Genomic DNA, 25,454 nt, shown 5'->3' on the forward strand with positions numbered 1-25,454 from the left:
ATAAGGCGGCTATGGACACGGGGACACGACTCAAACTGGTGCGTGAACGCAACAAACTCTCCCAACGGGAGCTGGCTCGACGCAGTGGCCTGACCAACTCGACGATCTCGCAGATTGAGCAGAATCGCGTCAGCCCTTCGGTCAGTTCCCTGAAAAAGCTGCTTGAAGGCATCCCGATGTCGTTGGCGGAGTTCTTCAGTTTCGACGAGCCGATCCGCGAAGAGCGCTTTGTGTTCCGCTCCAACGAGCAGCCAGACCTGGGCAACAGCGGCCTGCGCATGCTGCTGGTGGGGGCCAGTGTCGAGGGCCGGCAGATGCGCATGTTGCGCGAGCTGTATGCACCGGGTGCCGATTCGGGCGAGCCGATCGTGCATGCCGAGGGCGAAGAGTGCGGCCTGGTGACCCGTGGCACCATCGAGTTGCGGGTGGATGGCCAGGTCAGCATCCTCAACTCCGGTGACGGTTACTACTTCCCCACCACCCTGCCCCATAGTTTCAAGAACATTGGCCAGGATGAGGCCGAAATCATCAGCGCCAACACCCCGGCGAATTTCTGAGAATACGATCGCGGGGCAAGCCCGCTCCTACAGGATCTGTGTAGGAGCGGGCTTGCCCCGCGATGAATCTTGCTGCTACATCCAGCCCAGCCACTGCCACCAGGTAGCGGCAAACACCAGCATCAGCCCATAGCCAATCAAGGTCACCAAAATCCCCACCCGGGCAAACTGCTTGGCGGTGAAGGTCTCGGTGCCCAGGCAGACCATGTTCTGCGGTGCGTTGATCGGCAGGATAAAGCCGTAGCTGACCACGAAGCCCAGGGCCATGGTCATGCCCAGGCGGCTGAAATCACCCGGCAAGGTCTGCAATACGGCGATCAGGATCGGCAGCAGTGCCGAGGTCAACGCGGTGGCGCTGGCAAAGCCCAGGTGGATCAGAATCAAAAATGCCGCGAGGATCGAGAACACCCCCAGGGTACCCAGTTGATCCAGCCCGGTATGGGCTACCACCTGCGCGCCCAGCCATTGTCCGGCCTGGGTAGTGAGCAAGGTGGTACCCAGGCTGATGCCGACCCCGAAGACAATCACCGTGCCCCAGGGGATGCGCGCCTGCACATCTTTCCAGGTCATCACCCCAAGCCGTGGCAGCAGCAGGATCACCAAGCCGGCATAGGTGGTCGAGGTGGTATCGAAGTGATGCAGCTTGCCCTCGGTAGCCCAGGCCAACAGCAAAAGCAGCGACACACCCAGCAGGCGTTTCTGCGCGCCGGTCATGGGCCCAAGTTCCGCCAGGGTCTTGCTCACTGCCGCCTTGCCGCCGGGAATCGCGTCGCTCTCGGGCGGCAGCATTTTCAGCACCAGCACGATCAGCACCACCGACATGATCAGCGCCCACGGCGCACCGGCGATCAGCCAGTCGATCCACGACACCCGCGCACCGAGCATCTTGTCCATGAAGCCGACGGTCAGCAGGTTCTGCGCCGCGGCGGTCTGGATGCCGATGTTCCAGATGCTGGTGCCCTGGGCGACGATGATCATGATCCCGGCGGCGATGTTCGAGCGTTTGTCGACGCCAAAGGCGGCGATCACGCCCATCATGATCGGCACCACGCAGGCACTGCGCGCCGTGGCGCTGGGCACCACCAGGCTGAGCAGCACGGTGACCGCCACGGCGCCGAGGAGGATGCGCCGGGTACTGACACCGATGCTTGATAGCGTGACCAAAGCAATGCGCCGATCCAGCCCGGTGTGAGTCATGGCCGCGGCGATGAACAAGGCGCCGACCACCAGGGCCAGGGCACTGTTGGAAAAACCGGTCAGGGCCAGGGTGATGGCCGCCGAGGAACCGTAGATCACCGAGGGGTCGGCTACCGTCGGCGCCGTGCCGAGCAGAAAGGCCATCAGCGAAGTGATCATGATCGCGCTGGCTTCGTACGACACCGCTTCGCTGATCCAGACCACCACGGCGAACGCCAGGATCGCCAGCACCCGGTGACCGGCCACCGGCAAGTCGGCAGGCATGGGCAACAGCAACACCCCGATCAGGGCGGCTATACCCACCAGCAGGCCAATGGGCACGCGGGTTCTGGCGGTTTGTGAGACAGGCGCATTGGCCGGCGAATTCATGGGTAACTCCCTGCAGAACATGTGCAGCCATGATCCTGCAGATCGCTTTAGCGTGGACTGATACGCATCAATGCCCTGAATTCAAAGCATTGTCGGACAATATGTAGTGCGCTAAAAAAACACTACAAAACCTGTTGACGCCATTCGTCGGCCCTTGCATGATGAGGTCGTCTCCCCGATCGGGGGTACTGGCAAGGGTGTTCCAGGCAGCTCGACAGATCCATGAGCTGTGTGCGGATGGGTACTGCCCAAAAGGCAGCGTGTAGAAGCCCCCAGTTGTGACGCTGCTGTAGCAGCTTTCATTTAACGCTACATGTTATGCGCCAAGTGCGAACAAACAACGAATGGTCAAGGGGGCTTTATGATGAATCTGAACAATCAACCGACTGTTGACGAACTGGCCCGGCTGTTCGCCGCGCGCAAGGACACTCTCGACAGCCACATCCTCTGGGTTTGCGACACAGGCGAAGTTCACCTGGACAGCCTGGAAACCATGACCGACGAAGCCGAGTTCGAAGAGCGCAAGCCGAACATGCGTGCCCGCCTGAAGATGTACCGGCGCGGTCAGGGCTACGTTGGCAAGAAAGCCGCCGCCGACAAACAGTACATCGGGCGGGTCCTGCAGACCCTGCAAAGCGAGTGGCCTGCACTGCAGGACACCCCAGGCGTCGCGGTGATCGACCGTCTCTGCTAAGAGTCGCTGGGGCGCTGCACGGCCCCAGCCACGCTTGAGCCCAATCCACGCGGATTGGGCTTTTTTATGGTTCTTCACGGAATCCCGGGAAACACAGAAACAAGAACGCCGATTTGATTGATGATGTTCGTGCGAGCAAACACATCTAACAAACCGGCGTTCTTATGCGTGATATTAATACTTTCCTTCCTTTTTGGGAGGGCTTTTCTGTCGTCACGATCAAGCCTGATGGCGATGCTCTACAGATCGATCTGACGCCCCACGCTACCCGATTCCCTTCCTGTGGTGGGTGCCAAAAGCCCTGTTCAACCACTCATGAGTATTGCGAGCGAGTCGTTCGTGATTTGCCCATTCTCGGTCGTGCCGTGCGCCTCAGCGTTTTGCTCAGGCGTGTTGGCTGTCGTGACTGTGGCAAACGCATGGAGGCCGTTAGTTGGCTGGATCGCTATGCCCGCATGACGCGCCGTTTGGCAGAGGCAGTCATTCAAGCCTGCGAACGTCTTCCCACGTTACATGTGGCACAACTGTTTGGGCTGCATTGGGACACCGTTCGGCTGCTGGAGCGTCGAGCCTTGCAAGCGGCGTTGAGCACTTTGCCAAAGGCGCAACCGCGACGTCTGGTCATGGACGAGTTCGCGCTGTTCAAAGGGCATCGTTACGCCAGCGTTGTCTTGGATGCGGATACACGACGAGTTCTATGGGTCGGTGAAGGCCGCAGCCGTGCGGTTGTCAGGCCATTCTTTGAAGAGCTGGGGCCAGAGGGTTGCGCTCGAATCGAAGCGGTCGCGATGGACATGAACACCGCTTTTGACCTGGAGGTTCGCCAGCACTGCCCAAAAGCGCGAGTGGTCTACGACCTCTTCCATGTGGTGGCCAAATATGGTCGAGAGGTGATTGATCGGGTACGAGTCGACGAAGCTAATCGGCTACGTCATGACAAGCCTGCTCGAAAGGTCATCAAGCAAGCTCGATGGCTGCTTCTGCGCAACCCGCAGAACCTGAAAACGCCGGAACAGCAGGTCCACTTGCAGGATTTGCTGGCGGCCAACCAAGCGTTGATGACGGTCTATTTGATGAAGGCTGAACTCAAAACGCTCTGCACGCCAAGTACCGCTTGGGACTGGAGATCGGCATGAAAGCAATGGCTGCGCCACGCTCATGAAAGCGCGATACCGGCTCTGATCCTGTTCGCCAAACGGCTAAAGGGTTACTGGCGGGGCATCGTAAGCCGGGTTCGCTGGCCGATGCACACGGGTCAGCTGGAAGGAATAAACAATCGAATAAAGGTCATCAAGCGGATGGCGTATGGTTACCGGGATAGCGAATTCTTTTTCATGAAGATCAAGAGCGTCTTTCCCGGGATTCCGTGAAGAACCTTTTTTATGGTTCTTCACGGGTTGCCGGGGGCTATGATCCTTGGGTTGGGATGTTGAGGTTTCTAGCTTATCCATTCACTGTGGCGCTGCTGCCGGCCCCTTCCGCCCTTACGGCGGGTCCCTTTTGTCTTGGCAAAAGGAACCAAAACCGCTCGCTCCAGCATACGGCCCTACGCTGCGCTCCGGGTTCCTTCGCTACGGTGCCTTCCAGGGGCATCGCGGCCTACGACTTGCTACGCCAAGTCTACGTCTCGCGACTTCGGCTGACGCCGAAGGGTGCTACGCACCAGCCCCCTCCAGACACCTACGCTCAGCCTCCTGAAGTCGCGAAGTTACGGGCGGCGCCTACACTGACGTATCTGCGAAATCAGATTCTGCCGCAGTCATACTGTAGTGGTCTAATGATTCCGGACACCCATTTAGGCGAGAATGCTCGCCACAGAGAGGTGTCTGATGACCAAGCAACGCCGTACCTTTACGCCCGAGTTCAAGCGAGAAGCCGCCAGCCTGGTGCTCGATCAGGGCTACAGCCATATCGAAGCAGCTCGCTCACTAGGGTTGGTTGAGTCTGCCCTGCGCCGCTGGGTCAACCAGCTCCAGCAAGAACGAGGCGGTGTCACTCCGACCAGTAAGGCGCTCACGCCCGAGCAGCAAAAAATCCAGGAGCTGGAAGCTCGGATCAATCGGCTGGAACGGGAAAAAACTATATTAAAAAAGGCCACCGCGCTCTTGATGGCCGAGGAACACGAGCGTTCGCGTTAATCGATCAGCTCCGCTCTGAAGAGCCTGTTGATCTGTTGTGCTCGGTATTTGAAGTCACCCGATCTTGCTACTACGCGCACTGCCGAAAACGGCGAACTCCCGACGTTGAGCGGCTGGTTTTACGCAGCCGTGTAAACGAATTGTTCACCCAAAGCCGCAGTGCCGCAGGCAGTCGAAGCATCATGTTCATGATGCGCGAGGACGGCATAGAAATCGGGCGTTTCAAGGTGCGCAAGCTGATGAGCGAAATGAAGTTGATCAGCAAGCAACCCGGCTCACATGCCTACAAAAAGGCGACGGTCGAGCGGCCGGATATTCCGAACGTGCTGGATCGAGCGTTCAGCGTATCGGCACCCAATGAGGTCTGGTGTGGTGACATCACGTATGTCTGGGCTCAAGGTCGCTGGCACTATTTGGCGGCTGTGATTGATCTGTTCGCCCGCCGCGTGGTGGGCTGGGCGTTTTCATCGAAGCCCGATGCCGACTTGGTGATCAAGGCCTTGGACATGGCCTATGAACAGCGTGGTCGGCCACAGAGTGTGCTGTTTCACAGCGATCAAGGCAGCCAATACGGCAGCCGAAGCTTCCGCCAGCGACTGTGGCGTTATCGCTTCACACAGAGCATGAGTCGGCGCGGAAACTGCCACGACAATGCGCCGATGGAAAGGTTGTTTCGCAGTCTGAAAACAGAATGGGTACCGAGCGTGGGCTACATGAGCGCTACGCTGGCACAGCAGGATATCGGCCGGTTTTTGATGCAGCGCTACAACTGGCAACGGCCACATCAATTTAACAGCGGGCTGGCGCCCGCTGTGGCCGAGGAGAAACTTAACGCAGTGTCCGGGATTAGTTGACCACTACATACTGAAGCCAAAGCTAGGAACGACTTGCTTGGTTTTGGTTTTGGTTTTGATCTTCATGCACGCACTTCCAGGCGCCGCGAAAGGCGACTTCAGGAGGCCGAGCGGAGGTGCCTGTAGGGGCGGTGCGCAGCACCTTCGGCGTCAGCCGAAGACGCGAGACGTAGACTTGGCGTAGCAAGTCGTAGGCCGCGATGCCCCGGAAGGTGCCGTAGCGAGGGGACCCGAAGCGCAGCGTAGGGCCGTATGCAGGAGCAGGCGGTTTTGGTTCCTTTTGCCAAGACAAAAGGGACCCGCCGTAAAGGCGGAAGGGGCCAGCAGCAGCGCCACATCGAATGGATAAGCTCGCGCCCCCCAACCCAGGATTCCGTGAAGAACCTTTTTTATTTGCCCCGCTACCCGGCTAGAATGACGCTTTTGCGCCCAGAGCCCACTTATGAGCCAACCTGCTTTCGGAACCGCTGATGCGTCCTACCAGGCCGCAGGGGGCATCGACGGCCTGCGCCGCCTGGTCGATGACTTCTACCGTTTGATGGATGAGAATCCCCAGGCGCAAACCGTGCGCCAGATGCACCCACAAAGCCTTGAAGCCTCGCGCGACAAGCTGGCCTGTTTTCTCAGTGGCTGGCTCGGTGGCCCGCGGCTGTTCAGTGAACGCTATGGGCCAATCACCATCCCGAGCTTCCATGCCCAATGGCCGATCGATGAACAGCACAGCGCTATCTGGCTGGGCTGCATGGCGCAGGCGATTGCCCTGCAGGATTACTCTGCCGAGTTCGCCGAGTACCTGCTGCGCCAATTGCGCGTGCCGGCCGAGCGCATCGTCCAGGCCAGCCGCGCCCGTCACCCTCAGGCCTGACGGCGCAGCGGCGCCTTCTCCAGTGGCAAGGCGCCGGTGGCCAGCGCCCTGGCACGGTCAACGCCCCAGACCATGGCGCGGGTCATGGTTTCGCCGGGGCGATTGTCGTAATACTCCTCGACCAGGGCCTTGCCCTGGCGCGTATAGATGCCGAGGAACAGCTGGGTGGCGCCGGTACGCGACAACCTCACCTGTACATCGATGCTAATGCCGTCACTGAGCTGTTCGTCATGGCTGCGGCTGTGCAGTTGCGCGTCAGCCCAGTTCCAGTAGGTTTCTTCCCTGATACGCATCGAATGGCTCCTGTCTTGATGGCGGCACTAGTAAGGCACACAACCCGGGATCAGGCGAGCACGAGCCGCGCAACCTTTGCGCAAGGTCAAACAATGCAAAAAAAAAGGTTCTTCACGGAATCCCGGGGGCTATGAGTCTTGGGTTGGGTTGCGGGCTTATCCATTCGGTGTGGCGCCGCTGTTGGCCCCACACTGAATGGATAAACTCGCAGCCTCAACATCCCAACCCTGGATTCCGTGAAGAGCCAAAAAAACCCGCCGTTGGGCGGGGTTGTGGACGATTCGATCACTTCTTCGCGGGCAAGCGCGGGGTGAATTTGCCCTTCTTGCTACGCGGCAGTGCGTTCAGACGCACCTGTGCGTCATCCAGTGTCATGTTGGCAAAGCCCAGCCGATAGCCGCTCTGACCGCAACGCACCACACTGTTGATTGGAAAATCGTCGCCGTGGTCTTCGATGTAAGATTCAATCATGCCCCAGTCTCCCTCCGACAGCGGATCAGTACCGGCAAGCAGATGATTGCCCAGAAAAGCACTGACCCTAGTGATTCTGAGACTAGCCGGTCATTTACGGACCGCACGGGCTAAGACAAAAAAGCCCGACCAATGGCCGGGCTTTTTTGTCGCACCCTGGCGCTTACCTGAGCTTCACCGCAGTACCGGTGACGAACACCACGACCATGCCACCACGCGCCGACGGCATGCTGATTTCGTAGTCCAGGCCCACCACTGCATCGGCCTGCAGGCTGCGTGCGCGGGCACGGATTTCGTCGGTGGCCTGAATGCGTGCTTCTTTCAGGGCGCTTTCCAGGGTTTGTGAACGGCCACCGAAAAAGTCGCGAAAGCTGGCGAACATATCGCGAACCACATTGATGCCCTGGACCGACTCGGCGCTGACCACATCCAGATAAGCCGCGATTTCCCGGCCTTCGATGGTCCCTGTGGTGGTGATGATCATACTGCTCTCCTTCGGTCTTGCCTGTCAGCCGCCCGACACGTCAGTGAGCGGGCGAAAAAAACGCGATGGTAGCAAACCCGACGCCTGGAGCGCGGGCTATTTATACAAGCAATACATTGTGTAACAGTGTAACTGCACCTAAACTTTCAGCCACTCGAAGCCCCACCTGCGAAGGAGCCGCGCATGAATACCGCCCACACCCCCGCCCCCGCTTCATGGGCCCAATTGCTGCACGGGCGCAACGCCCTGCGCTCGATCGCCCTGGCCGGTGGTGTGGCCCTGCATGCGATCAACGTCTATATCGTCACTACCATCTTGCCAACCGTGATTGCCGACATCGGTGGCCTGGCTTTTTATGCCTGGAGCACCACGCTGTTCGTCGCCACCTCGATTATCGGCTCGACCCTGTCAGCGCAACTGATCGAACGCCTGGGCGCACGTGCCGCGTTTCTTTTGGCCTTGGCGCTGTTCGCTCTGGGCTCGGTGATCTGCGCGGCGGCGCCAAGCATGCCGGTACTGCTGATTGGCCGAAGCGTTCAGGGCCTGGGCGGCGGCATTCTGTTTGCACTGAGCTACGCCCTGATCCGCCTGGTGTTCGACGAGCGTTTGTGGCCGCGAGCCATGGCCCTGGTGTCCGGCATGTGGGGCGTGGCCACCCTGTGCGGGCCGGCAGTAGGTGGTGTTTTTGCCCAGGGCGGCCACTGGCGCTGGGCCTTCTGGTCGCTGTTGCCGGTGGCGGCGCTGCTGGCGCTGATCGTCATCAGCCAGTTGAACAATAAGGTCGTGGCCCGCTCCCAAGCCCGCCCCCCTTATGGTCTGATCGCCTGCCTGGTGGCGTCGGTGCTGGCAATTTCCGCCGCCAGCCTGTCGACGCAACTGCTCTGGAACCTGATTGGCATCGGCGCGGGCCTGGCCATTGCCGTGCTGATCGCGCGCCAGGACCACACGCCCGGTCGACGTTTATTGCCCACGGGCGCCTACGCCCTGGGTACGCCGCTGGGTGCGCTGTATGCGGTGATGTGCCTGTTGATCGCGGCGATTACCACAGAGATTTTCGTGCCCTACTTCTTGCAAGAGATACATGGCCTGAGCCCTCTGACGGCCGGCTACATGACCGCCGCCATGGCCGCTGGCTGGACCGTCGCCGCGCTGTTCAGCGCCAGCCGCACCGCTGCTGCGGCCGAGCGCATGATCCGTTTTGGCCCGGCGCTGATCTTCATCGCCCTGCTGGCACTGGCACTGATGACCCCACAACGGCCCTGGCTGGCCCAAGCCTGGGGCCTGGCCCTGTATTGCCTGGCCCTGGCCGGGGTGGGAATGGGCATCGGCCTGGGCTGGCCGCACCTGCTGACCCGGGTGCTCGGCGCTGCCCGCCCGGGCGAAGAGAACCTCGCCTCGGCGTCGATCACCACCGTCCAGCTCTACGCCACCGCCCTCGCCGCGGCACTGGCCGGTCTGGTCAGCAACAGCGCCGGGCTGGTCGAGCCCGGTGGTATCGCCGGTGCTCAACAAGCGGCCAGCTGGTTGTTCGGCGTTTTCGCCCTGGCGCCGCTGCTGGCCCTGTTGATGACCTGGCGCATTACCCGCAGCCCGGCCCAGGCCCTGGCCTGATGAATTGATCCATCCCCACGCAAGGAGCAGCCGATGAAAGAAGCCAAGCAGGTGTATGAGCGCATCAGCGAACAGTTCGAAGACTTCACCAGCCACGCCAGCCAGCGCGGGGTCGAAGTCGACACCTTTCGCTACATGGTCGGCAACGTGCAGGGCCTGGACATTCTCGACCTGGCCTGCGGACAAGGCTTTTTCAGCCGTCAGCTCAAGGACTGGGGCGCTGCCCATGTGCGCGGCGTGGATTTTTCTCCGAGCATGATCTACCAGGCCCGCCAGGCCAACGACGGCATTGCCTACGAAGTACGCGACGTCACGCAAATGGGCCGCATCGGCACCTACGACAAGGTCACCGCAGCGTGGTTGTTCAATTACGCCAGCAGCGTCGAGGACCTGGGGCGGATGTTCAGCGCGGCAGCGCAGAACCTCAAGCCCGGCGGCCATTTGATCGCCTACACGGCCAACCCGGCGTTCGACCTGGGCAAGGGCAACTTCACCCGCTACGGCATCAGCGTGCTGGATGAGAGCGCCGTGAACGGCGGCTATCGCTGCAAGGCCCAGTTCATGTCCACGCCGCCAGCGGACTTCACCTACTACCGCTGGCGTCAGGACGTGTATGAAGACGCGGCAAAAGCCGCAGGCTTCAGCGACTGTCGCTGGATCGCGCCGTTGATCAGCAAGCAACGCAAAGAAGCCCGCGAACCGGGCTACTGGGATGAGTTCGAAAGCAACAGCCTGCAGATCGGCCTGATCTGCAGGAAGTAAACACCACGGCCAGACCCTGATGCGTCAGGGCCCGGCCGTGGTCCCGCTCAGTTGCGTACCAGCGCCAGCAGGTACATGGCGTCGCCATGCTGACGCTCGATCACCACCAGCTCCTGCCAGGCAAAGCCGTAGCTTTCGAGGGTGTCGCGGATGCCCTGCTCGGTGAAGAAGTAGCCCTGGCGCTGATTGTCCATCTCGCGCCAGCCCGGTACCGGGTTGCTGCTGTCGACACCAAACACGTTGAGGGCAATCAGGCCGCCCTTGCGCACATGGCTGCGCATATGCGCCAGGTACGCATCCCACTCATCAGGGTGCTGATGGTGGAAGCAGCCATTGTCGAGCACTGCGTCGAACCGCCGGCCATCCGCTGGCTGCCAGTCCTGCAGGGCACTCTTGACCAGTTCCAGGCGCTCGCCCCAGCGCTTGCGCAACAGCGGCCAGCTGGAGTTCTCGACGATGTCCAGGCCGGTGACCCGGTGTCCGGCCTGGATGAACTCCGAGGCATCGCGGCCACGCCCGACACCCACATCGAGGATGCGCTGGTCGGGCGGGTCGCCCAGTGCCGCGAGGAACACCCGCGCCGCCTTGGCCATACCGATGTCCCACGACCACTCGTCTTCACCGTGGCTATAGCGGTGCACGAACGAGGTATCGAGGGCCTTGCGGTACGCCGAAGGCTCCATGAAATCCACTGCCTGCTTGCTCATTGACCGATCTCCTCGCACTCAGGAGGCACGCCGGGCGGCGATACCATAGATGTTGCCGTCATAGGAGCTGGCCAGAAAATCATGCTGCTGACCGCTGTGGGTGATGCAGGAAATGCCGCTGGCGGTGGGCCGCTGCAGTGGCTGCCAGCTGCGGGTGCCCAGGTCGAACAGCGCCACCGTGCCGTTGTAGGCAGCCGTGGCGATGATCGCGCCGTCGGCCGAAGCGCCGATGCACTTGATCGAGTGCTGGTGCGGCGAGTCGTAGACCTCATCACCGCTCTCCAGCCACAGGCGCAACTTGAGGTCGCGGCCGATGCTGGCAAAGCCGCCGGCGATCTGGCAGCAGCCATTGGAAATGCGCGAATGGGCATTGTCGATATGGCGGGCACAGCTGAAGTCATCGATGCGGTGCAGCGCGGCATCGGCCGAGGCGCAGACGCTGAACAGGTAGCGATCGTTGGCCGCAACGCCTTTGATGGCGTTGTCGTGCATGGCAATCGAGGCCACCAGTTTCAGGCCGTCACGGCCATCGAGGATGAACACCAGGCCTTCGCCGGTGTAGGTGCCGATCAGCGCATGCAGCACGCCGTCCTTTTCAAAGGTGGTGCCGCAGTTCAGGGGCGAGCGGTGCTGATACAGCAGCTGCCCGGTGAAGGCATCGAAGACCTGGCCCATCTGCCCGCCAGTCAACAGCAGCGGCCCGAAGGGCTGGAGGAAGTTGCACAGGCTACCGACCCCGGTCACCGGTTTGTTGTCGCGAAACAGCAAGCCGGCATCGCCGATGCTGTACTGCTGGCCCTGGGCACTGACCACGGCATTGATGCTGACCGCCGGCTGAATACCGTCGATGCTCCACTGGTCACGCTCGTAGTTCCAGGTGGCATAGCGCGAACCGAAAGTGGCGAACACCAGTTCTTCTTCACCGACAAAAGCGCAGCTGCGTGGCCAGATGATGCTAGGCAGCGCAGTGCTGCGCAGCTTGCTGAGGGTGTGCTGGGCATCGAGGCGCCAGAGGATCGCCGAGCGGTCGTAGCTGAGGGTCACCAGCAGTTGCTTGTCATCGTTCCAGACGATGCGCTTGATCCCGGCGGCGTGGGCGGCAACGCTGCGCACCTGGCCCTGGCCGATGATCGAGATGCGCCCTTCGTCGTCGCCTGCGAACACTACGCCATTGCGGGTGATGGCGATGGTGTCGGTCTCGACGCCGCCAATGTCCACTTCATCGCACTGGGCGAAACTGGCGGTGTCCCACTGGCGCACGGTGCCGTCGTCACTGCTGGAAATCAGGCGCTTGCCGTCGGGTGACCAGACCACCGAAATCACGTCCGCCTGGTGGCCATGAAAACTGCCTTTGAGCTCGCCCTGCAGGTCGAAAATGCGCAGTACGTGATCACGCGAGCAGGTGGCGACCAGCGTGCCGTCAGGCGAGAACACCGCCATCTCGACATCGTCGTCATGGCCAGACAACACCGCCTTCAGGCGCATGCTCGGCACTTCCCAGATCCGCGCGGTGTAATCGCTGCTGGCACTGACCAGGTGCTTGCCGTCTGCGCTGAAGGCACACTGGTTGGCCAGGTGATCATGGTGTACACGGTGAATGGGCAAGCCGGTGCGGGCATTCCACAAAATGACCTGGTTGTCGTAGCCGGCGGTGGCGACGAACTCTGCTGCATGGGCGGCAATGCCGCTGATGGGGCCTATGTGTTTCATCGAAAAATCCTTTTTTCTTCAGAGAACAATCAGAGCTTGATGGAGTGGCTGGACTTGGCCACCTTCGACAGCAGGTAATTGCGGTTGTGTTGGGTCAGGAACACCCCGGTCGGCACCTGGTCGATGACCTCGATGCCACCATCGCGCAGTTGCTGGACTTTGTCGGGGTTGTTGGTCAACAGGCGGCAGCAGTGCACATTCAAGGCCTTGAGCATCTGTGCCGCCGGGGCGAAGCTGCGCGAATCGGCGGGGTGGTTGAGCTCAAGGTTGGCTTCGTAGGTGTCCAGGCCGCGGTCCTGCAACAGGTAGGTTTCGAACTTGGAATACAGGCCGATGCCGCGCCCTTCCTGGCGCAGGTAGATCAGGTAGCCGCCCTGCACGTTCAAGGTGTTCAGCGCCTCCTGCAATTGCGGGCCACAATCGCAGCGCTGGGAGCCGAACACATCGCCGGTGATGCATTCCGAGTGCACCCGCACCAGCGGCACCTGGGCCTTGTCCAGGTTGATGCCGACGGCAAAATGCTCGTTGTGCTTGTCAAAGCCCTTGAAGCCGAAGAAGTGGGCGTCGACCGAACCACCGAGGATCGAAATCGGCACCTTGGTGTGCAGCGAAACGTCGTTGTTCATGATCAAACCTCGCACGATTGACAGATAACTCAGTTGTTGTTTTCTACCAGGCGAAAGCCCATGACATAGATCGGTCGCGGGTAACGCCCATGTCGCCGAGGGTTGCGCGCCAGGTCGCGAAAGCGCGTGAAGCTGCCACCACGGGCGATTCGGTGACGACCGACATCCAGCACCAGGTCGTCGTTGATCTGCGGGCCGCTGGGGTACGGCCGATAGTCATCGGCGACGTATTCCTCGACGTTGCCGGCCATGTCCAGCGCACCGAACGCCGAGGCGCCCTGGGGGAAAACCCCCACCGGCGTGCTGTCCAGGTAGCCCAGCTCAACGGTGTTGGCGTACTCGACGTGAAAGCTCTCGCCCCAGGGAAACTGCAGGCGCTGGGGCCCGGCGGCGGCATGTTCCCATTGTGCTTCGGTCGGCAGGCTGAAGCGCCGGCCGGTGCGCAGGCTCAGCCACTGCGCGTAGGCATCGGCGTCGCTGTCACTGACGCTGTACACCGGGTGGTTGGCGCGCTGCTGCGGGTAGCGGCCGAAGGCCCAACTGCTGGGCAGCGCCGGGTGGCCGGTGTCGAGCAGGAACTCCCGGTATTCGCTGTTGGTCACGGCAAAGCGGGCGATGCGGTAGCTGTCCAGCGCAACGCTGTGCACTGGGGTTTCCTTCTCGATCCAGCTGCGGTCCAGGCCCAGACCGTCGAACGCATCCATCACTTCAGCGACCCGCTCTGGCGCAAGGCCGATCTGCACGGTCGCGGCGGGAATGTCGATCATCTGCGGGTTGAACACATCGATGCGCGGGTCGCCGCGCAGGCCCAGCACTTCACCTGCAGCAATGCGCCGGTACAGCGGCGCAGCGGCGCTTTGCACCAGCTCCAGCAACTGCTCGAGCGGCGTATCGAGCAGCGCGCGCACGGCCAGGCCGACCTGCTCCACCAGCGGGTATTCCAGGTACTGCTCGGGGTAGCCCATCAGCACCCTGTCAGTAACGTCTTTGGGCAGCGGGCTGGGGAGCCGCGGCCAATGCCGATCCTTGAGACTGTTCATCCTTGCACCTTGTATTGAGTAACGACGCCCACGGCGGGGCCGAACCCGGTTCGGCCCACGACGCAGTACCCAGGGGTAGCCTTAGAGCTGGTCGAGCAGCAGCCGGCGGTTGGTTTCGATCATCTCGATTTCGGCACTGTAGACTTCGACCACCAGGCCATCGGGGTCTTCGAAGTACACGGCGCTGCGTACGTTGTCCGGGCCATGGTGATACCCCGGCGCCGGCCCATTGCCTTTGACCAGCTTGATTGCGCCATTGGCGACGACCCGTTCGGCAATGCGCTTGACGTCCTCGGGCAAGGCGCGGATGCCGATGTGATAGCCCGGCGGATAACTGAACTCGGCGCTCTGCTCGATAAAGAAGTCAAAGCCGTTGAGTTCCATTACCACCTTGCGCGGGCCGAGGTTGTAGCAGTAGCGGGCACCGAAGATATTGCGGTAGAAGGCCTGGGACACTTCCAGGTCGCGGGCCAGGATATTGATGTGATTGAGCTGTGGTTGCTGGCGGGCCAGCGCCGCGGCATCGATCGATACCCCTTCCAGGGCACGCCACATCTTCACCGCGGCGGTGAACTTGGCGTAGCCGGCCAGCCAGGTTTTCAAGGCGTCGTTCGCCAGCGGCTGGTGCAGTTGCGTCAGGCCGTAGGGATAGACGAAACAGGCCGCAGCCTGCAGCAACTGCTGCTGGATACCCTCCGCGGCAGGCTCCCGGCCCTGGCTGTCAGCCAGGCGTACCAGGGTCACCGCGGTATTGCGATAGAGGGCTTCGGCCGCCTTGAATTGCGCGCCAAGTGCCGCATGCTGATCACTTGCCAGCAACACGATCAGGCCATCCGCCTCGCCTTGGCGGGCCAACTGCGCCGTGGCGTGCAGTTCGAAACCGGCCGCACTGGCCACCTGGCCCAACTCGCCGATCAGGGTCAGCATCCGCCCGTCCGGGTTGGCTGGGTGCAACAGAATGAACTTGAGCATCAGTGCGTCCTCCGTCCGACCAGCAGGGTGTAGCGGCCAATCGGCTCCTGGTCGACGCTCAGGCCCTGATCCTGCAGCTGTTTTGCCAGCCAGCGGGTCGGGTGCAACTCACCATTCACGGTGTTGACCATCATGTGCAACGAGAAATCCGCCGACAGCGCCGGGTGGATCTCGTCTTCGTCCAGGGTCATGCTGAGGATCAGCAGTGCACCGTTGTTTTCCAGCAACTGGCTAGCGCCCTTGATCAGCGCCGTGGTCTGTTCGCGGGTGAAGTAATGCAGGCAGTCGTTGAGCATCACCACGTCGGCGCGCGCGTCCTGATAACGCGCAAGGTCGAGCAGGTTGCGCTCCTTGAAGCTCAGGCGCTGCTCGAGTTGATATTTGCCGATGGTGCTCTGGGCGGCCTGGCGGGTGGCGTCCAGGTCCCAGATTTCGCCACTGACCTGCGGATGGCGACGGGCGATCTCGGCGATATAGGTGCCGTGGCCCCCGGCCAGATCGATCACACGCTTGGCCTGGTCAAAGACTGACAGCTCACGCAGTACATCGACCATTGGCTGGCTGAAGCGAACCATGGCATCGTTGAATGCATCACGAGCGGCGACATCATGCTTGAAGCGGTTTTCCTGTTGGAAATCCAGCGACTGGGTGGTGCTGAGAATCTCGCCCAGGCGCGGCCAGTTCTGCCATTGCAGGCGCTGGTGGGCAATGATCGGACCGATGAATTCGGCGCTGCTGCTGACCAGGAAGCGCTCGCTCAACGGCGAGTTGACGAAGCCTTTGTCGGTTTTTTGCAGCAGGCCCATGGCAACCAGGGCATTGAGGAAAATCTTGCCCTTGTTGGCCACCCAGCCCAGCGCCAGGCTCACCGCTTCGGCCTTGACCGGGGCGCGGGTGTGGTCGAACACCTTGTGCGCCACTGCCGCGTGGAGGATCGCCGACTGGCGATACTGGTCAGAGAGCTTCACCAGGTCGAACACACCGTTGAGGGTGTTGGCCTCTTCGGCGTGTTCATAGATGGTGACCGGTTTTTGCGCATTCATACACTCACTTCCCTGTTGAGTTTCTTTCCCTAAATGCTTCAGGCCCATGGCCTAGCAATGCACGGCGAAGTTCTGGCTGTTGACGCGGCTCACTGCGGCCACAGGCGCAAAACTAAGAAATGATGCTAGTCGCTACCGAGGAAAACACAAATTTGATCTTTTATATTTTTTTGAGCTTTCAAATTTGTAGTTGATACCTTTTACAAATAAAGCGTGCAGTGCTAAAACTGCCTAAGCTCAAGCTCGTTACCTGCGCAATGGATGGCGCCACAGGTCGACCGTTAACGCCTATTCGCATGGTTATTTGCCCACGATGACTGCACCCGCTGCCGACGCCAACTCCACCTTCGAGCGCATCCTGTTTTTGCTCAAGACCCGTGGCGCGCTGAAAACCACCGACCTTGCCAGCCTGCTGGACATTACTTTTGAAGCCGCACGCCAGCAGATCCAGAAATTGCAGGCCGCCGAACTGATCACCGGTATCAGTGCCCCAAGCAAAGGCGCTGGCCGCCCTTCGCAAAAGTGGACCCTGACCGAGGCTGCGCAGCGGCGCTTCCCTGATTCTCACAGCGTGCTGACCCTGCAACTGATCGAGACGGTCGAGCAGGTGTTCGGCCATGAAGGGGTCGATCAACTGATCACCCGCATGGAAACCGCCAACCGCAGCGAATACCTGCAGGCGTGCAGCCAGGCCGAGTCGGTCGAAGACAAGGTGCGAGTACTGGTGCAACTGCGCGAACGCGCCGGTTACATGGCAGAGATGGTCGCAAGCGACAACGGCTGGCTGATCATCGAAAACCACTGTCCGATCTGCGTGGCGGCCAGCCGCTGCCAGGGCTTCTGCCGCTCGGAGTTGCAGATTTTCCAGGCGGTGCTTGGTGAACAGGCGCTTGTCGAACGCTGCGAACATCTGATATCAGGTGACCGACGCTGCGTGTACCGGGTTTCGCCGAGGACGGCGCCCGCGCAGTAACCCCATAAGTCCTTAAGGAATGAGGCGCACATGAACCCGACCATCGAGTTGCTCGCCAGCCATCGCAGCGAGCGCAGTTTCCACGACCGGCCAATCAGCGACAGCCTGCTCGACACCATCCTCCAGGCAGCCCACCAGGCACCGACCTCCTTCAATGCCCAGCACATTTCAGCCGTGGTGGTGCGCGATGCAGAGCGTCGCCGGCAGATCGCCAAACTGGCCGGCGGGCAACCGTGGATTGCTGCAGCACCGGTGTTCATCACCCTGGTGGTGGACTTCTACAAGACCGAACTGGCGGCGCGCCTGAGTGGTGATCAGCAGTGCATCCACCAGCACCTGGAAGGCATGATTGCCGCCTGTACCGATGGCGGTATCCTCCTCTCGACACTGATGACGGCTGCGCGTTCACTGGGTTTGGGCGTGGTCCCGGTGGGCGGGATTCGCGCCGATGCCAGTGGCATGATCGAACTGCTCGGCCTGCCGAAAAAATCCTTTGCCCTGTGCGGTGTTGCCTTGGGTTATGTGCAACAGCCAGCACTGCAAAAGCCGCGCTTGCCCTTGGCTTCGTTTCGTCATGACGAGCGCTATGACGCTGACGCATTGCCGTCGGCGATCGAGGCATACGATGCGGCGCTGATGGCGCATTGGCACGTTGCCGGGCGGGTCGAGGGGCAGAACTGGTCGGGCAGCATCGGCCGCTGTTATGCGCGCAACTATCGGCCGCAGCTCAAGGCGCAGTTGCTGGCCAATGGATTGGCGGCGGACTGAAGGGCCTCATCGCGGGTCCAGCCCGCTCCCACCGTGGGAGCGGGCTGGACCCGCGATGAACCGATCACTGCACCCCGCCACTGCCCCAGCCCAACGCCTTGTACAAGGCAATCGCATTCAGGTACGACGCAGTCTCCGCCTCGGCCACTTCCCGCTTGATCAAGAAGAACGCCCGCTGGTTCTCGAGCACCGCCATGTAGGTACCCGCCCCCCGCCGATAACGCTTGGAGGCGATGTCGACGGCATCGGCACCATGGGCCGCCGACTGCATCAACGCGCCGAGCCGGGTCTGGTTGCGGGCAAGACGGGTGACGGCGTTTTCCACTTCTTCGCGGGCCAGCAGCAGTGACTGCTCATAGCGCGCCTGCGCTCCTTGCGATTGCGCCTCGGCAGCGCGCAAGCGGGCCTTGGCATTCCCCAACCGAAACGCCGGCCAGGTCACCGTCGGCGCCAGTTCATACGCACGGGCGGCGCTGCCCAGGTCGCCACTGCGCAGGGCGAAGAAGCCAATGAAACCGCCCAGGTCCAGGCGTGGATACAGCTCGGCGGTAGCCACGCCAACGTCTTCGCTGCTGGCTGCCAGTTGCCGCTCGGCACTGGCGACATCCGGGCGGTTGTTGATCAGCGCGTTGACATCGCCCAAGGGCAATTGCCGCGCCAATGGCGGCAGAAAACGCGCTTGCGCAGGTTCCTCGGCAAGGCTCGGGGCACGCCCGGTGAGCACATCCAGACGATAACCGGCCTCCTGGATCGACGCCTGCAAGGGCGGCACCGCTGCCTCACTGAGCAGCAGGTTGGCATGGGCGTTCTGCTCGTCCTCGTACTGGCCGCTGCCGGCACGCACCTGGGCACTGGTGAGCTTCAGGGTTTCGCCCCAGGCGTCAACCTGGGCCTGCGCCACTTCAAGGCTGCGACGCAAACCCTGTTGCTGGTAGTAAGCGCGGGCGACTTCAGCGGCAATGCTCAGGCGCATCTGCTCAAGGTCAGCCCGCGCCGCCTCCGAGCGGGCCTCGGCCGCGGCGGTCAGGCGCTGCAAGCGGCCGAACAAGTCGATCTCCCACTGCACGTCAAAGCCTGCGCGGTAGCTGCGCGAAAACATCCGCTGCGGGTCGCTGCCGTCGGCCAGTTGCTGCGGCTCAAGGCTCTGGCTGAAACCCGTGCGTGCGGTGACACCCGGGTACTGATCCAGGCGTCTGTCATCGAACAGCGCCCGCGCTGCCAGCAGGTTGGCCTGGGCCTGGCGAATGTCGTGGTTATGCCTGAGCGCGCTATCGACCAGGCTGTTGAGCTGCGGGTCATCGAAAAACGACCACCACTGCGCCGGCAACTGCGCAGCCGCGGCGAATTGCTGCTGTTGCGGTGTGCTCAACGGCATGGGCGCAGGCGTGGCTTTCTCGTAGTCGGGACCCACCTTGCAACCGGCCAGGGCCAGGCTCGCCAGCACACAGGCCAGGGTCAGAGTGTGTCTGTTCATCCTTCGCTCCTCAGCGCATCAGCCAGGGCAACCGCACGCGTCGAACCTGCGGCCACCGAGTGTTTGCGCGCCAGCAGGCTGTACACCGTGGGCAGCACGAACAGGGTGAACAAGGTGCCAATCAACATGCCGCAGACAATCACCAACCCCAGGCCGAAGCGGCTGTTGGCGCCAGCGCCGGAGGCGAACAGCAAGGGGATCAGGCCGACGACCATGGCCGCGGTGGTCATCAGGATCGGCCGCAGGCGAATCTGCGCTGCCTTGCTGATCGCCGCGGCGCGGTCCAGTTGCTCTTCTTCCTGCAGGGTGTTGGCAAACTCGACCATGAGGATGCCGTGCTTGCTGATCAGGCCGATCAGCGTCACCAGGCCGATCTGGGTATAGATATTCACCGTCGCATAGCCCAGCGCCAGAGGGATCAGCGCGCCACTGATCGACAGCGGCACGGTGATGAGGATGATCAGCGGGTCGACCAGGCTTTCGTACTGCGCCGCCAGCACCAGGTAGATGACGATCACCGCCGCCAGGAACGCCAGCATCAGCGCACTGCCCTCCTGGGTGTACTGGCGTGCGTCAGACTGCCAGTCGTAGCTGAAACCGGCTGGCAACGACGCCGCCACCTGATCGAGAAACGCCACCGCGTCGCCCAGGGTCACCCCCGCTGCCGGAATACCCTGGAAGGTCGCGGCGTTCTGCTGGTTGAACTGGGTCAGCTTGTTCGGCTCAACCTGCTCGGACACCTGCACCACAGTCGACAGCGGCACCAGGGTGCCGTCTTCACTGCGTACGTACTGGCGGGTCAGGGTTTGCGCGGTCAGGCGCTGGCTGCGCGGGCTCTGGGCGATAACATCGTAGGAGCGCCCTTCGAGGCCGAAGCGGTTCAGGTAGTTCTCGCCCACCAGCACCGCCAGCGACTCGCCGATGTCCTGCATGCGGATGCCCATGCTGTTGGCCTTGGCCCGATCGACACGCACCTGGACCACCGGGTTGTTGTAGTCCAGGTCACTGTCGACCACGGCGAACAAGCCGCTGTCGCGGGCCTTTTGCTTGATCTCTTCCATGGTCTGGTACAGCACCTGGTAGTCCTGGGAGCTGCGCAGCACCAGTTGCACCGGCAAGCCGCCAGTTGAACCCGGCAGGGCCGGCAGTTGGAAGGCAAAGATGCTGGTGCCTTCGACGTCGTTGACCGCCGCTTGCAGGTCAACCTGGATCTGCGAAGCGCTACGCTCACGTTCGTCCCACAGCGACAGGTTGATACCGCCGATGCCCGAGGCCAGGCCATCGCTGCCGTTGATGATCCAGGTACTGACGGTTTCCGGCAGACGGTTGTAGACCTGGTCGAGCTTGTCGGCAAAGCGCTCGACGTAATCGAGGTTGGCGTGTTGCGGCGCCTTGATCGCGGTCAGCAGCCCGGCCTGGTCTTCGGTCGGCGCCAGTTCGCGCTGGGGCAAGCCGTAGAGCCAGGGCAGACTGAGCAGCACCAGCAAGGCAAACCCGGCGCTCAGCCAGCGCCGCGCCAGGGAGAATTCCAGCACCCGGCTGTAGCGGCTTGCCAGGGCATCGAAGAAGCGGTTGGCGGCATGGGCCATGCGCCCTTCCGACTGCTTGGACTGCAACAGGAACGAGCTCATCACCGGCGACAGGGTCAGGGCCACGACGCCGGAGACCACCACCGCCCCGGCCAGGGTCAGGGCGAATTCGCGAAACAGCGCACCGGTCAGCCCGCCCATCATGCCGATTGGCGCGTACACCGCGGCCAGGGTGATGGTCATGGCAATCACCGGCCCGGCCACTTCCCGCGCCCCCACCAATGCGGCGGCCACCGGGGTCTTGCCCTCTTCGATGTGGCGGTGGACGTTCTCGACCACGACGATGGCATCGTCCACCACCAGGCCGACGGCCAGGACCATGGCCAGCAAGGTCAGCAAGTTGAGGCTGAAGCCGAACATCAGCATCAGCGCCGCCGCACCGAGCATCGACAGCGGAATGGTCACCACCGGGATCAACACCGTGCGCAGCGAGCCCAGGCACAGGTAGATCACGATGACCACGATCAGCAGCGCTTCGAGCAGGGTCTTGCTGACCTCGTCGATCGACGCCTGGATAAACCGCGCGGTCTCGAAGGCAAGCTCGGCCTTGACGTCCGGCGGCAGGGTCTTGCGAATGTCCGGCAGGACCTTGCGGATGCCGTCGACGATCACCAGCGGGTTACCGCCGGGAGTCGGGAACAGACCCAGGTGCACGGCGCGCACGCCGTCCATGGAGGCGCTGGTTTCCACCGAAGCGGCGCCCAGTTCGACAGTACCGATGTCCTTGATGCGCACCAGGCCGTTGCCGTCGTTGCGAATCACCAGCTCGCGAAACTCGCCGACGCTGGTCAGGTCGGTATTGACCCGAATGTTGGCGACCACGAACTGGCCTTTGACCTTGCCGGGCGCTGCCTGGTAGTTGTTGCGGCGCACCGCCTCGGCCACATCGGCAGCGGTCAGGCCACGGGCGGCCAGGCGCGCCGGGTCGATCCACAGGCGCATCGACAAGGTCTGGCCGCCAAACACCTGGACCTTGGCCACACCATCGATGGTGGTCAGGATCGGCTCGACCACCCGCGCCAGGTAATCGGTCATCGCCGGGGTCGACACGCTGTTGCTGGCAAAGCCGATATAGGCCACCGCCGTCGACTCGCCGGACGAACGTTCGATCACCGGGTCATAAGCTTGCTCGGGCAGGCGAAAGCGCACCTGGTTGACCTTGGCCATGACCTCGGTCAGCGCCTGGGTCGAGTCGCGGTTGAGCTCCATGCGCACGGTGACCAGGCTGCGGCCTTGCACCGAAGACGACGACAGGTAATCGATACCCTCTACCGACGACACCGCCTGAGCGATCGGCTGGGTCACAAAGCCCTGCATCAGCTCGGCCGAGGCGCCGGGGTACTCGGTGGTGACGGTGATGGTCGAGCTTTCCAGCATCGGGTACTGGCGGATCGGCAACTGGCGCAGGGAGAGAATGCCCAGCAGCAAAATGAGGATGCTGACCACCAGCGCCAGCACCGGCCGGCGCACGAACAGATCGGTGAATTTCATGTGAAGGTCTCTGGGCGATCAGTCAGGAGCCGGACAGCGCCGGCGCTTGCAGGGTGTCTTCGGTGGCTTCGACCGCCACCCCGTCGCTGAGCTTGAGCTGCCCGGAGGTCACTACCTGGTCGGCCTCCTGTAGCCCCTGGAGGATGATCACCCGGCCATCCTGGCGCTCGCCGATCTTCACCGGCACCCGCTGCACCACCAAAGCCTGCTGCTGTTCGTCATGCCGGGCGAGGAACACCGTGTCACCGTAGGCGGTATAGGTCACGGCGGTTTCCGGCAGGCTGAGCACCTGGGCCACCTGCGGGTCGGCGACCTTGACGCTGGCGTACATACCGGCCTTGAGCAACGCTTCGGCGTTGTCCAGGGTGGCCTGCACCTGCACCGTACGCGAACGGTCGATCAGCGGGTCGATGGCGCTGATGCGCGCCGCAAAGGTGCGCTCGGGATAGGCATCGAGCAACACATCGACCGCCTGCCCGGGCTTGAGGTGGATGCTCAGTTGCTCATCGAGGGAGAAGTTCACATACAGCGTGCGGGTGTCGATCAGGCTGACGATGGCGTCGCCGACATTCAGGTACTGACCTTCGTTGACCTTGCGGATGCCGAGCACGCCGTCGAACGGTGCACGGATGCTCTTCTGCGCGATCACCGCCTCGGTGTGCGCCAGTTCGCCGCTGGCCATGTCGCGGGCGGCCAGGGCGTTGTCGAGCTGCTCCTGGGTGGCGGCGTTTTCCGCCAGCAGGTCACGGACCCGACGGTGGTTGATGCGCGCGTTGTGCAGTTGCGCCTGCAGGCGAATGCGTTCGGCCTGCTCGGGCGCATCGTTAAGGGTAACCAGCACATCGCCACGGCGTACCTTTTGCCCGGAGACGAAGTTGATTTGCGTCACCCGCCCGCCGATCTCTGCCGAGACCAGCACCTGGCGCACCGCCTCAAGCTCACCGACCCCGGCGAAAAAGCCGTTGGCCGGGCCCCGTTGCACCGTGCCCAGTGCCACCTTGACCAGCGAACGGGCCGGCGGCGCCGAAGCCTGCGCGGTATGCGACTGTTGCCAGACCAGCAACGACCCCATGGCTGCGCCCACCAGCAAAATGCCGAGCGCGAGAAACTTCCTGTTCATCCACCACTCCCTGTAAGGCTGGCCTCAGGCCCACTGCACGTTGAACACCACGAAGGCCAGCAGGGCCCAAAGCACCAGTACCAAATGCGTCAGTTGCAGCCCCTCCTGGCGAATCCAGTAGCCGAACCACAGGCCGCCCAGCAGCATGGCAAAGGTAAAGCCGAGAAACGCGCTCAGGGCCAGGTTGAGCCAGGGCCGCGCCGGCTCGATACCGGCACCGATCATCAATACATAAGTACCGACCAGGGCAGCGCCTGCCGCCACCACCTGCAGTACCAGCACCAGCACCAGGGCAAGTCGGTGCACTGCCGGCGAATGCAGGGCTCGAGACAGCAGCGGGAAGTCAATCGCTGGGGCCTGACGCAGCGGCGCCATGGCCATGGTCGCGCCGACCGCACCGAGGGAGGCGCGAAATGCCTGCAGGTTATTGAGCACCGCGATGCACAGCCAGAGGCTCAGGCCAATGGCCTGAACCGCCTGGAACAGCCAGAGGGAGGTATGCAAATCCATTTGAACGTCCGTGGTGGTTGAGCGTAATTACACAAGCAAGTTCTTGGATATTAGAGCTGTGCCTTCCAATGCACAACCCACAAGACGCTAACCACCCTGCGCCGAGCAAACATTGTCGGCGGTCATGCTTTGCCCTAATCGGCCATCCGCGCCAGCATCAACTGGCGCACGCGCGGGCCGAAGACGTTGATCAACAGCCCGGCCATCACCAGCAATGCTCCCCAACCTTGCATCGGGGTCAGGCGCTCGCCCAGCAGCAGCGCCGAGGAGCTCAGGCCCACCACCGGCACCAGCAACGAGAACGGCGCCACCTTGCCCGCCGGGTAGCGCGACAACAGATGGCTCCACAGGCTGTAGCCGAGCATGGTGGCGATAAACGCCAGGTACGCCAGCGCCAGCACCGAACTCCAGCCGATGCCACGCAGGGAGCTTTCGATCAGCTCGGGGCCTTCCAGCCACCACGACAGGGCCAGGAACGGCAGCGGCGGTATCAAGCCGCCCCAGATCACCAGGGCCACCAGGTCGATGTTGCCAAAGCGGCGGGTAATGATGTTGCCCATGGCCCACATCGAGGCGGCACAGAGGGTCAGCAGCAAAGCGAAAAACGGCACGCTGGCGCCGTTCTCGCTGCCGATCAGGGTCAGGCCGCCGGCGGCCACCAGCAAGCCCAGCACGCTGGCCGCGCGCAGCCGCTCGCCGAGAAAGAACGCGGCAAAAAACAGGGTGAAGAAGGCCTGGGATTGCAACACCAGTGAAGCCAGCCCCGGCGGCATGCCGTTGCCCATGGCTTCGAAGAGAAAGGCAAACTGGCCCAGGGAGATGGTTGTGCCATAGGCGATCAACCAACGCCAAGGCAACTGCGGGCGCTTGACCAGCAGCACCGCCGGAAACGCCACCAGGGCAAAGCGCAAGGCCCCCAGCAGCATCGGCGGCAGGCCCTCGAGGCCCACCTTGATGACCACGAAGTTGACGCCCCAGACGACGATCACTACCAGTGCCAACAGCAAATCCTTTAACGGCATTGTTCCCTCACCCGGCTTTGTAATATTTCGCAACAGCATAACCTTATGCTCGAAATCATCGCAGCATCCATCGCGACGGATGGATGCGACAAAGCCGACACCTTCACTTGACT

The 25,454-nt window shown here is 62.2% G+C and carries 23 protein-coding genes and 1 pseudogene; 9 read left to right on the plus strand and 15 right to left on the minus strand.

Features of this window, described 5'->3' with window-relative positions; genetic code table 11:
- Positions 1-11: 11 nt before the first annotated feature.
- Entirely contained in the window at positions 12-557 is a 546-nt protein-coding gene (locus F8N82_RS13820) for a cupin domain-containing protein (protein ID WP_038995852.1), read from the plus strand.
- Positions 558-632: 75 nt separating this feature from the next.
- On the opposite strand, the gene F8N82_RS13825 is transcribed toward F8N82_RS13820, so the two are convergent.
- On the minus strand, positions 633-2,123 hold the full coding sequence (locus tag F8N82_RS13825) for a DASS family sodium-coupled anion symporter (protein ID WP_038995853.1): 1,491 nt from the start codon (positions 2,121-2,123) through the stop codon (positions 633-635).
- A 361-nt stretch (positions 2,124-2,484) separates the two neighbouring features.
- Between F8N82_RS13825 and F8N82_RS13830 the strand changes: the two genes are divergently transcribed.
- The 4 genes and pseudogenes from F8N82_RS13830 (at position 2,485) to F8N82_RS13845 (ending at position 6,674) form a co-directional block, all read left to right on the plus strand.
- Positions 2,485-2,817 carry a hypothetical protein gene (locus tag F8N82_RS13830; protein ID WP_080764764.1) on the plus strand — a complete coding sequence of 111 codons (333 nt, stop codon included), beginning with the start codon at positions 2,485-2,487 and terminating at the stop codon, positions 2,815-2,817.
- A gap of 164 nt (positions 2,818-2,981) precedes the next feature.
- A pseudogene (locus F8N82_RS13835) lies at positions 2,982-4,187 on the plus strand (ISL3 family transposase).
- Positions 4,188-4,646: 459 nt separating this feature from the next.
- Positions 4,647-5,809, plus strand: a protein-coding gene (locus tag F8N82_RS13840) for an IS3 family transposase (protein WP_338918746.1) whose coding sequence is annotated in 2 segments (ribosomal slippage) — positions 4,647-4,902 and positions 4,902-5,809 — 1,164 coding nt in all. Because the reading frame shifts where the segments join, the coding sequence is not laid out codon by codon here.
- 442 nt (positions 5,810-6,251) lie between these two features.
- Entirely contained in the window at positions 6,252-6,674 is a 423-nt protein-coding gene (locus F8N82_RS13845) for a group II truncated hemoglobin (protein WP_038995855.1), read from the plus strand.
- On the opposite strand, the gene F8N82_RS13850 is transcribed toward F8N82_RS13845, so the two are convergent.
- The 3 genes from F8N82_RS13850 to F8N82_RS13860 all read right to left on the minus strand — a co-directional run bounded on the left by F8N82_RS13850 (position 6,665) and on the right by F8N82_RS13860 (position 7,923).
- Positions 6,665-6,967 carry a hypothetical protein gene (locus F8N82_RS13850; protein ID WP_038995857.1) on the minus strand — a complete coding sequence of 101 codons (303 nt, stop codon included), beginning with the start codon at positions 6,965-6,967 and terminating at the stop codon, positions 6,665-6,667. The two genes, F8N82_RS13845 and F8N82_RS13850, sit on opposite strands and share 10 nt — an antisense overlap.
- A 286-nt stretch (positions 6,968-7,253) precedes the next feature.
- Positions 7,254-7,439 carry a hypothetical protein gene (locus tag F8N82_RS13855; RefSeq protein ID WP_038995858.1) on the minus strand — a complete coding sequence of 62 codons (186 nt, stop codon included), beginning with the start codon at positions 7,437-7,439 and terminating at the stop codon, positions 7,254-7,256.
- A 163-nt stretch (positions 7,440-7,602) separates the two neighbouring features.
- Positions 7,603-7,923 (minus strand): YbjQ family protein, encoded by a 321-nt coding sequence (locus F8N82_RS13860; protein WP_038995859.1) that lies wholly within the window; start codon positions 7,921-7,923, stop codon positions 7,603-7,605.
- A gap of 183 nt (positions 7,924-8,106) precedes the next feature.
- On the opposite strand from F8N82_RS13860, the gene F8N82_RS13865 reads away from it, so the two are divergent.
- The gene (locus F8N82_RS13865; protein WP_038995860.1) at positions 8,107-9,534 is read left to right on the plus strand and encodes an MFS transporter; all 1,428 of its coding nucleotides are present in this window, start codon (positions 8,107-8,109) and stop codon (positions 9,532-9,534) included.
- Between the two features lie 33 nt (positions 9,535-9,567).
- Positions 9,568-10,296 (plus strand): class I SAM-dependent methyltransferase, encoded by a 729-nt coding sequence (locus F8N82_RS13870; protein WP_038995862.1) that lies wholly within the window; start codon positions 9,568-9,570, stop codon positions 10,294-10,296.
- A gap of 47 nt (positions 10,297-10,343) precedes the next feature.
- On the opposite strand, the gene F8N82_RS13875 is transcribed toward F8N82_RS13870, so the two are convergent.
- The 6 genes from F8N82_RS13875 to F8N82_RS13900 all read right to left on the minus strand — a co-directional run bounded on the left by F8N82_RS13875 (position 10,344) and on the right by F8N82_RS13900 (position 16,394).
- A complete protein-coding gene (locus F8N82_RS13875) occupies positions 10,344-11,003 on the minus strand; it encodes a class I SAM-dependent methyltransferase (RefSeq protein WP_038995864.1) in 660 nt (219 codons plus the stop codon).
- An 18-nt stretch (positions 11,004-11,021) separates the two neighbouring features.
- Entirely contained in the window at positions 11,022-12,713 is a 1,692-nt protein-coding gene (locus tag F8N82_RS13880; RefSeq protein ID WP_038995865.1) for a WD40 repeat domain-containing protein, read from the minus strand.
- Positions 12,714-12,742: 29 nt separating this feature from the next.
- Positions 12,743-13,339: a GTP cyclohydrolase II RibA gene (gene ribA / locus F8N82_RS13885; RefSeq protein WP_095162572.1), complete on the minus strand. Its 597-nt coding sequence runs from the start codon at positions 13,337-13,339 to the stop codon at positions 12,743-12,745.
- A 29-nt stretch (positions 13,340-13,368) separates the two neighbouring features.
- A complete protein-coding gene (locus tag F8N82_RS13890) occupies positions 13,369-14,379 on the minus strand; it encodes a formylglycine-generating enzyme family protein (RefSeq protein ID WP_052251530.1) in 1,011 nt (336 codons plus the stop codon).
- Between the two features lie 81 nt (positions 14,380-14,460).
- A complete protein-coding gene (locus F8N82_RS13895) occupies positions 14,461-15,351 on the minus strand; it encodes a VOC family protein (RefSeq protein WP_038995866.1) in 891 nt (296 codons plus the stop codon).
- Positions 15,351-16,394 (minus strand): methyltransferase, encoded by a 1,044-nt coding sequence (locus F8N82_RS13900; RefSeq protein WP_038995867.1) that lies wholly within the window; start codon positions 16,392-16,394, stop codon positions 15,351-15,353. The genes F8N82_RS13895 and F8N82_RS13900 overlap by 1 nt, the downstream gene beginning before the upstream one ends.
- A gap of 313 nt (positions 16,395-16,707) precedes the next feature.
- Between F8N82_RS13900 and F8N82_RS13905 the strand changes: the two genes are divergently transcribed.
- A complete protein-coding gene (locus F8N82_RS13905; protein WP_038995868.1) occupies positions 16,708-17,367 on the plus strand; it encodes a helix-turn-helix transcriptional regulator in 660 nt (219 codons plus the stop codon).
- 30 nt (positions 17,368-17,397) lie between these two features.
- Positions 17,398-18,135, plus strand: coding sequence for a nitroreductase family protein (locus tag F8N82_RS13910; protein ID WP_038995870.1), 738 nt, complete (start codon positions 17,398-17,400; stop codon positions 18,133-18,135).
- Between the two features lie 64 nt (positions 18,136-18,199).
- Here the strand turns inward: F8N82_RS13910 and F8N82_RS13915 are convergent, their stop codons facing one another.
- From F8N82_RS13915 to F8N82_RS13935, 5 genes are all read right to left on the minus strand, one after another.
- Positions 18,200-19,609: an efflux transporter outer membrane subunit gene (locus tag F8N82_RS13915; RefSeq protein WP_038995871.1), complete on the minus strand. Its 1,410-nt coding sequence runs from the start codon at positions 19,607-19,609 to the stop codon at positions 18,200-18,202.
- A complete protein-coding gene (locus tag F8N82_RS13920; protein ID WP_038995872.1) occupies positions 19,606-22,689 on the minus strand; it encodes a MexW/MexI family multidrug efflux RND transporter permease subunit in 3,084 nt (1,027 codons plus the stop codon). The genes F8N82_RS13915 and F8N82_RS13920 overlap by 4 nt, the downstream gene beginning before the upstream one ends.
- Before the next feature lie 22 nt (positions 22,690-22,711).
- Complete coding sequence (locus tag F8N82_RS13925) at positions 22,712-23,809, minus strand: efflux RND transporter periplasmic adaptor subunit (RefSeq protein ID WP_038995873.1); 1,098 nt, start codon at positions 23,807-23,809, stop codon at positions 22,712-22,714.
- Between the two features lie 24 nt (positions 23,810-23,833).
- A complete protein-coding gene (locus F8N82_RS13930; RefSeq protein ID WP_038995874.1) occupies positions 23,834-24,319 on the minus strand; it encodes a DUF2165 family protein in 486 nt (161 codons plus the stop codon).
- Between the two features lie 134 nt (positions 24,320-24,453).
- Positions 24,454-25,341 carry an EamA family transporter gene (locus F8N82_RS13935; protein ID WP_038995875.1) on the minus strand — a complete coding sequence of 296 codons (888 nt, stop codon included), beginning with the start codon at positions 25,339-25,341 and terminating at the stop codon, positions 24,454-24,456.
- Between the last annotated feature and the right edge of the window lie 113 nt (positions 25,342-25,454).

The sequence above is a fragment of the Pseudomonas fluorescens genome (assembly GCF_902497775.2).
Lineage (GTDB): Bacteria > Pseudomonadota > Gammaproteobacteria > Pseudomonadales > Pseudomonadaceae > Aquipseudomonas > Aquipseudomonas putida_F.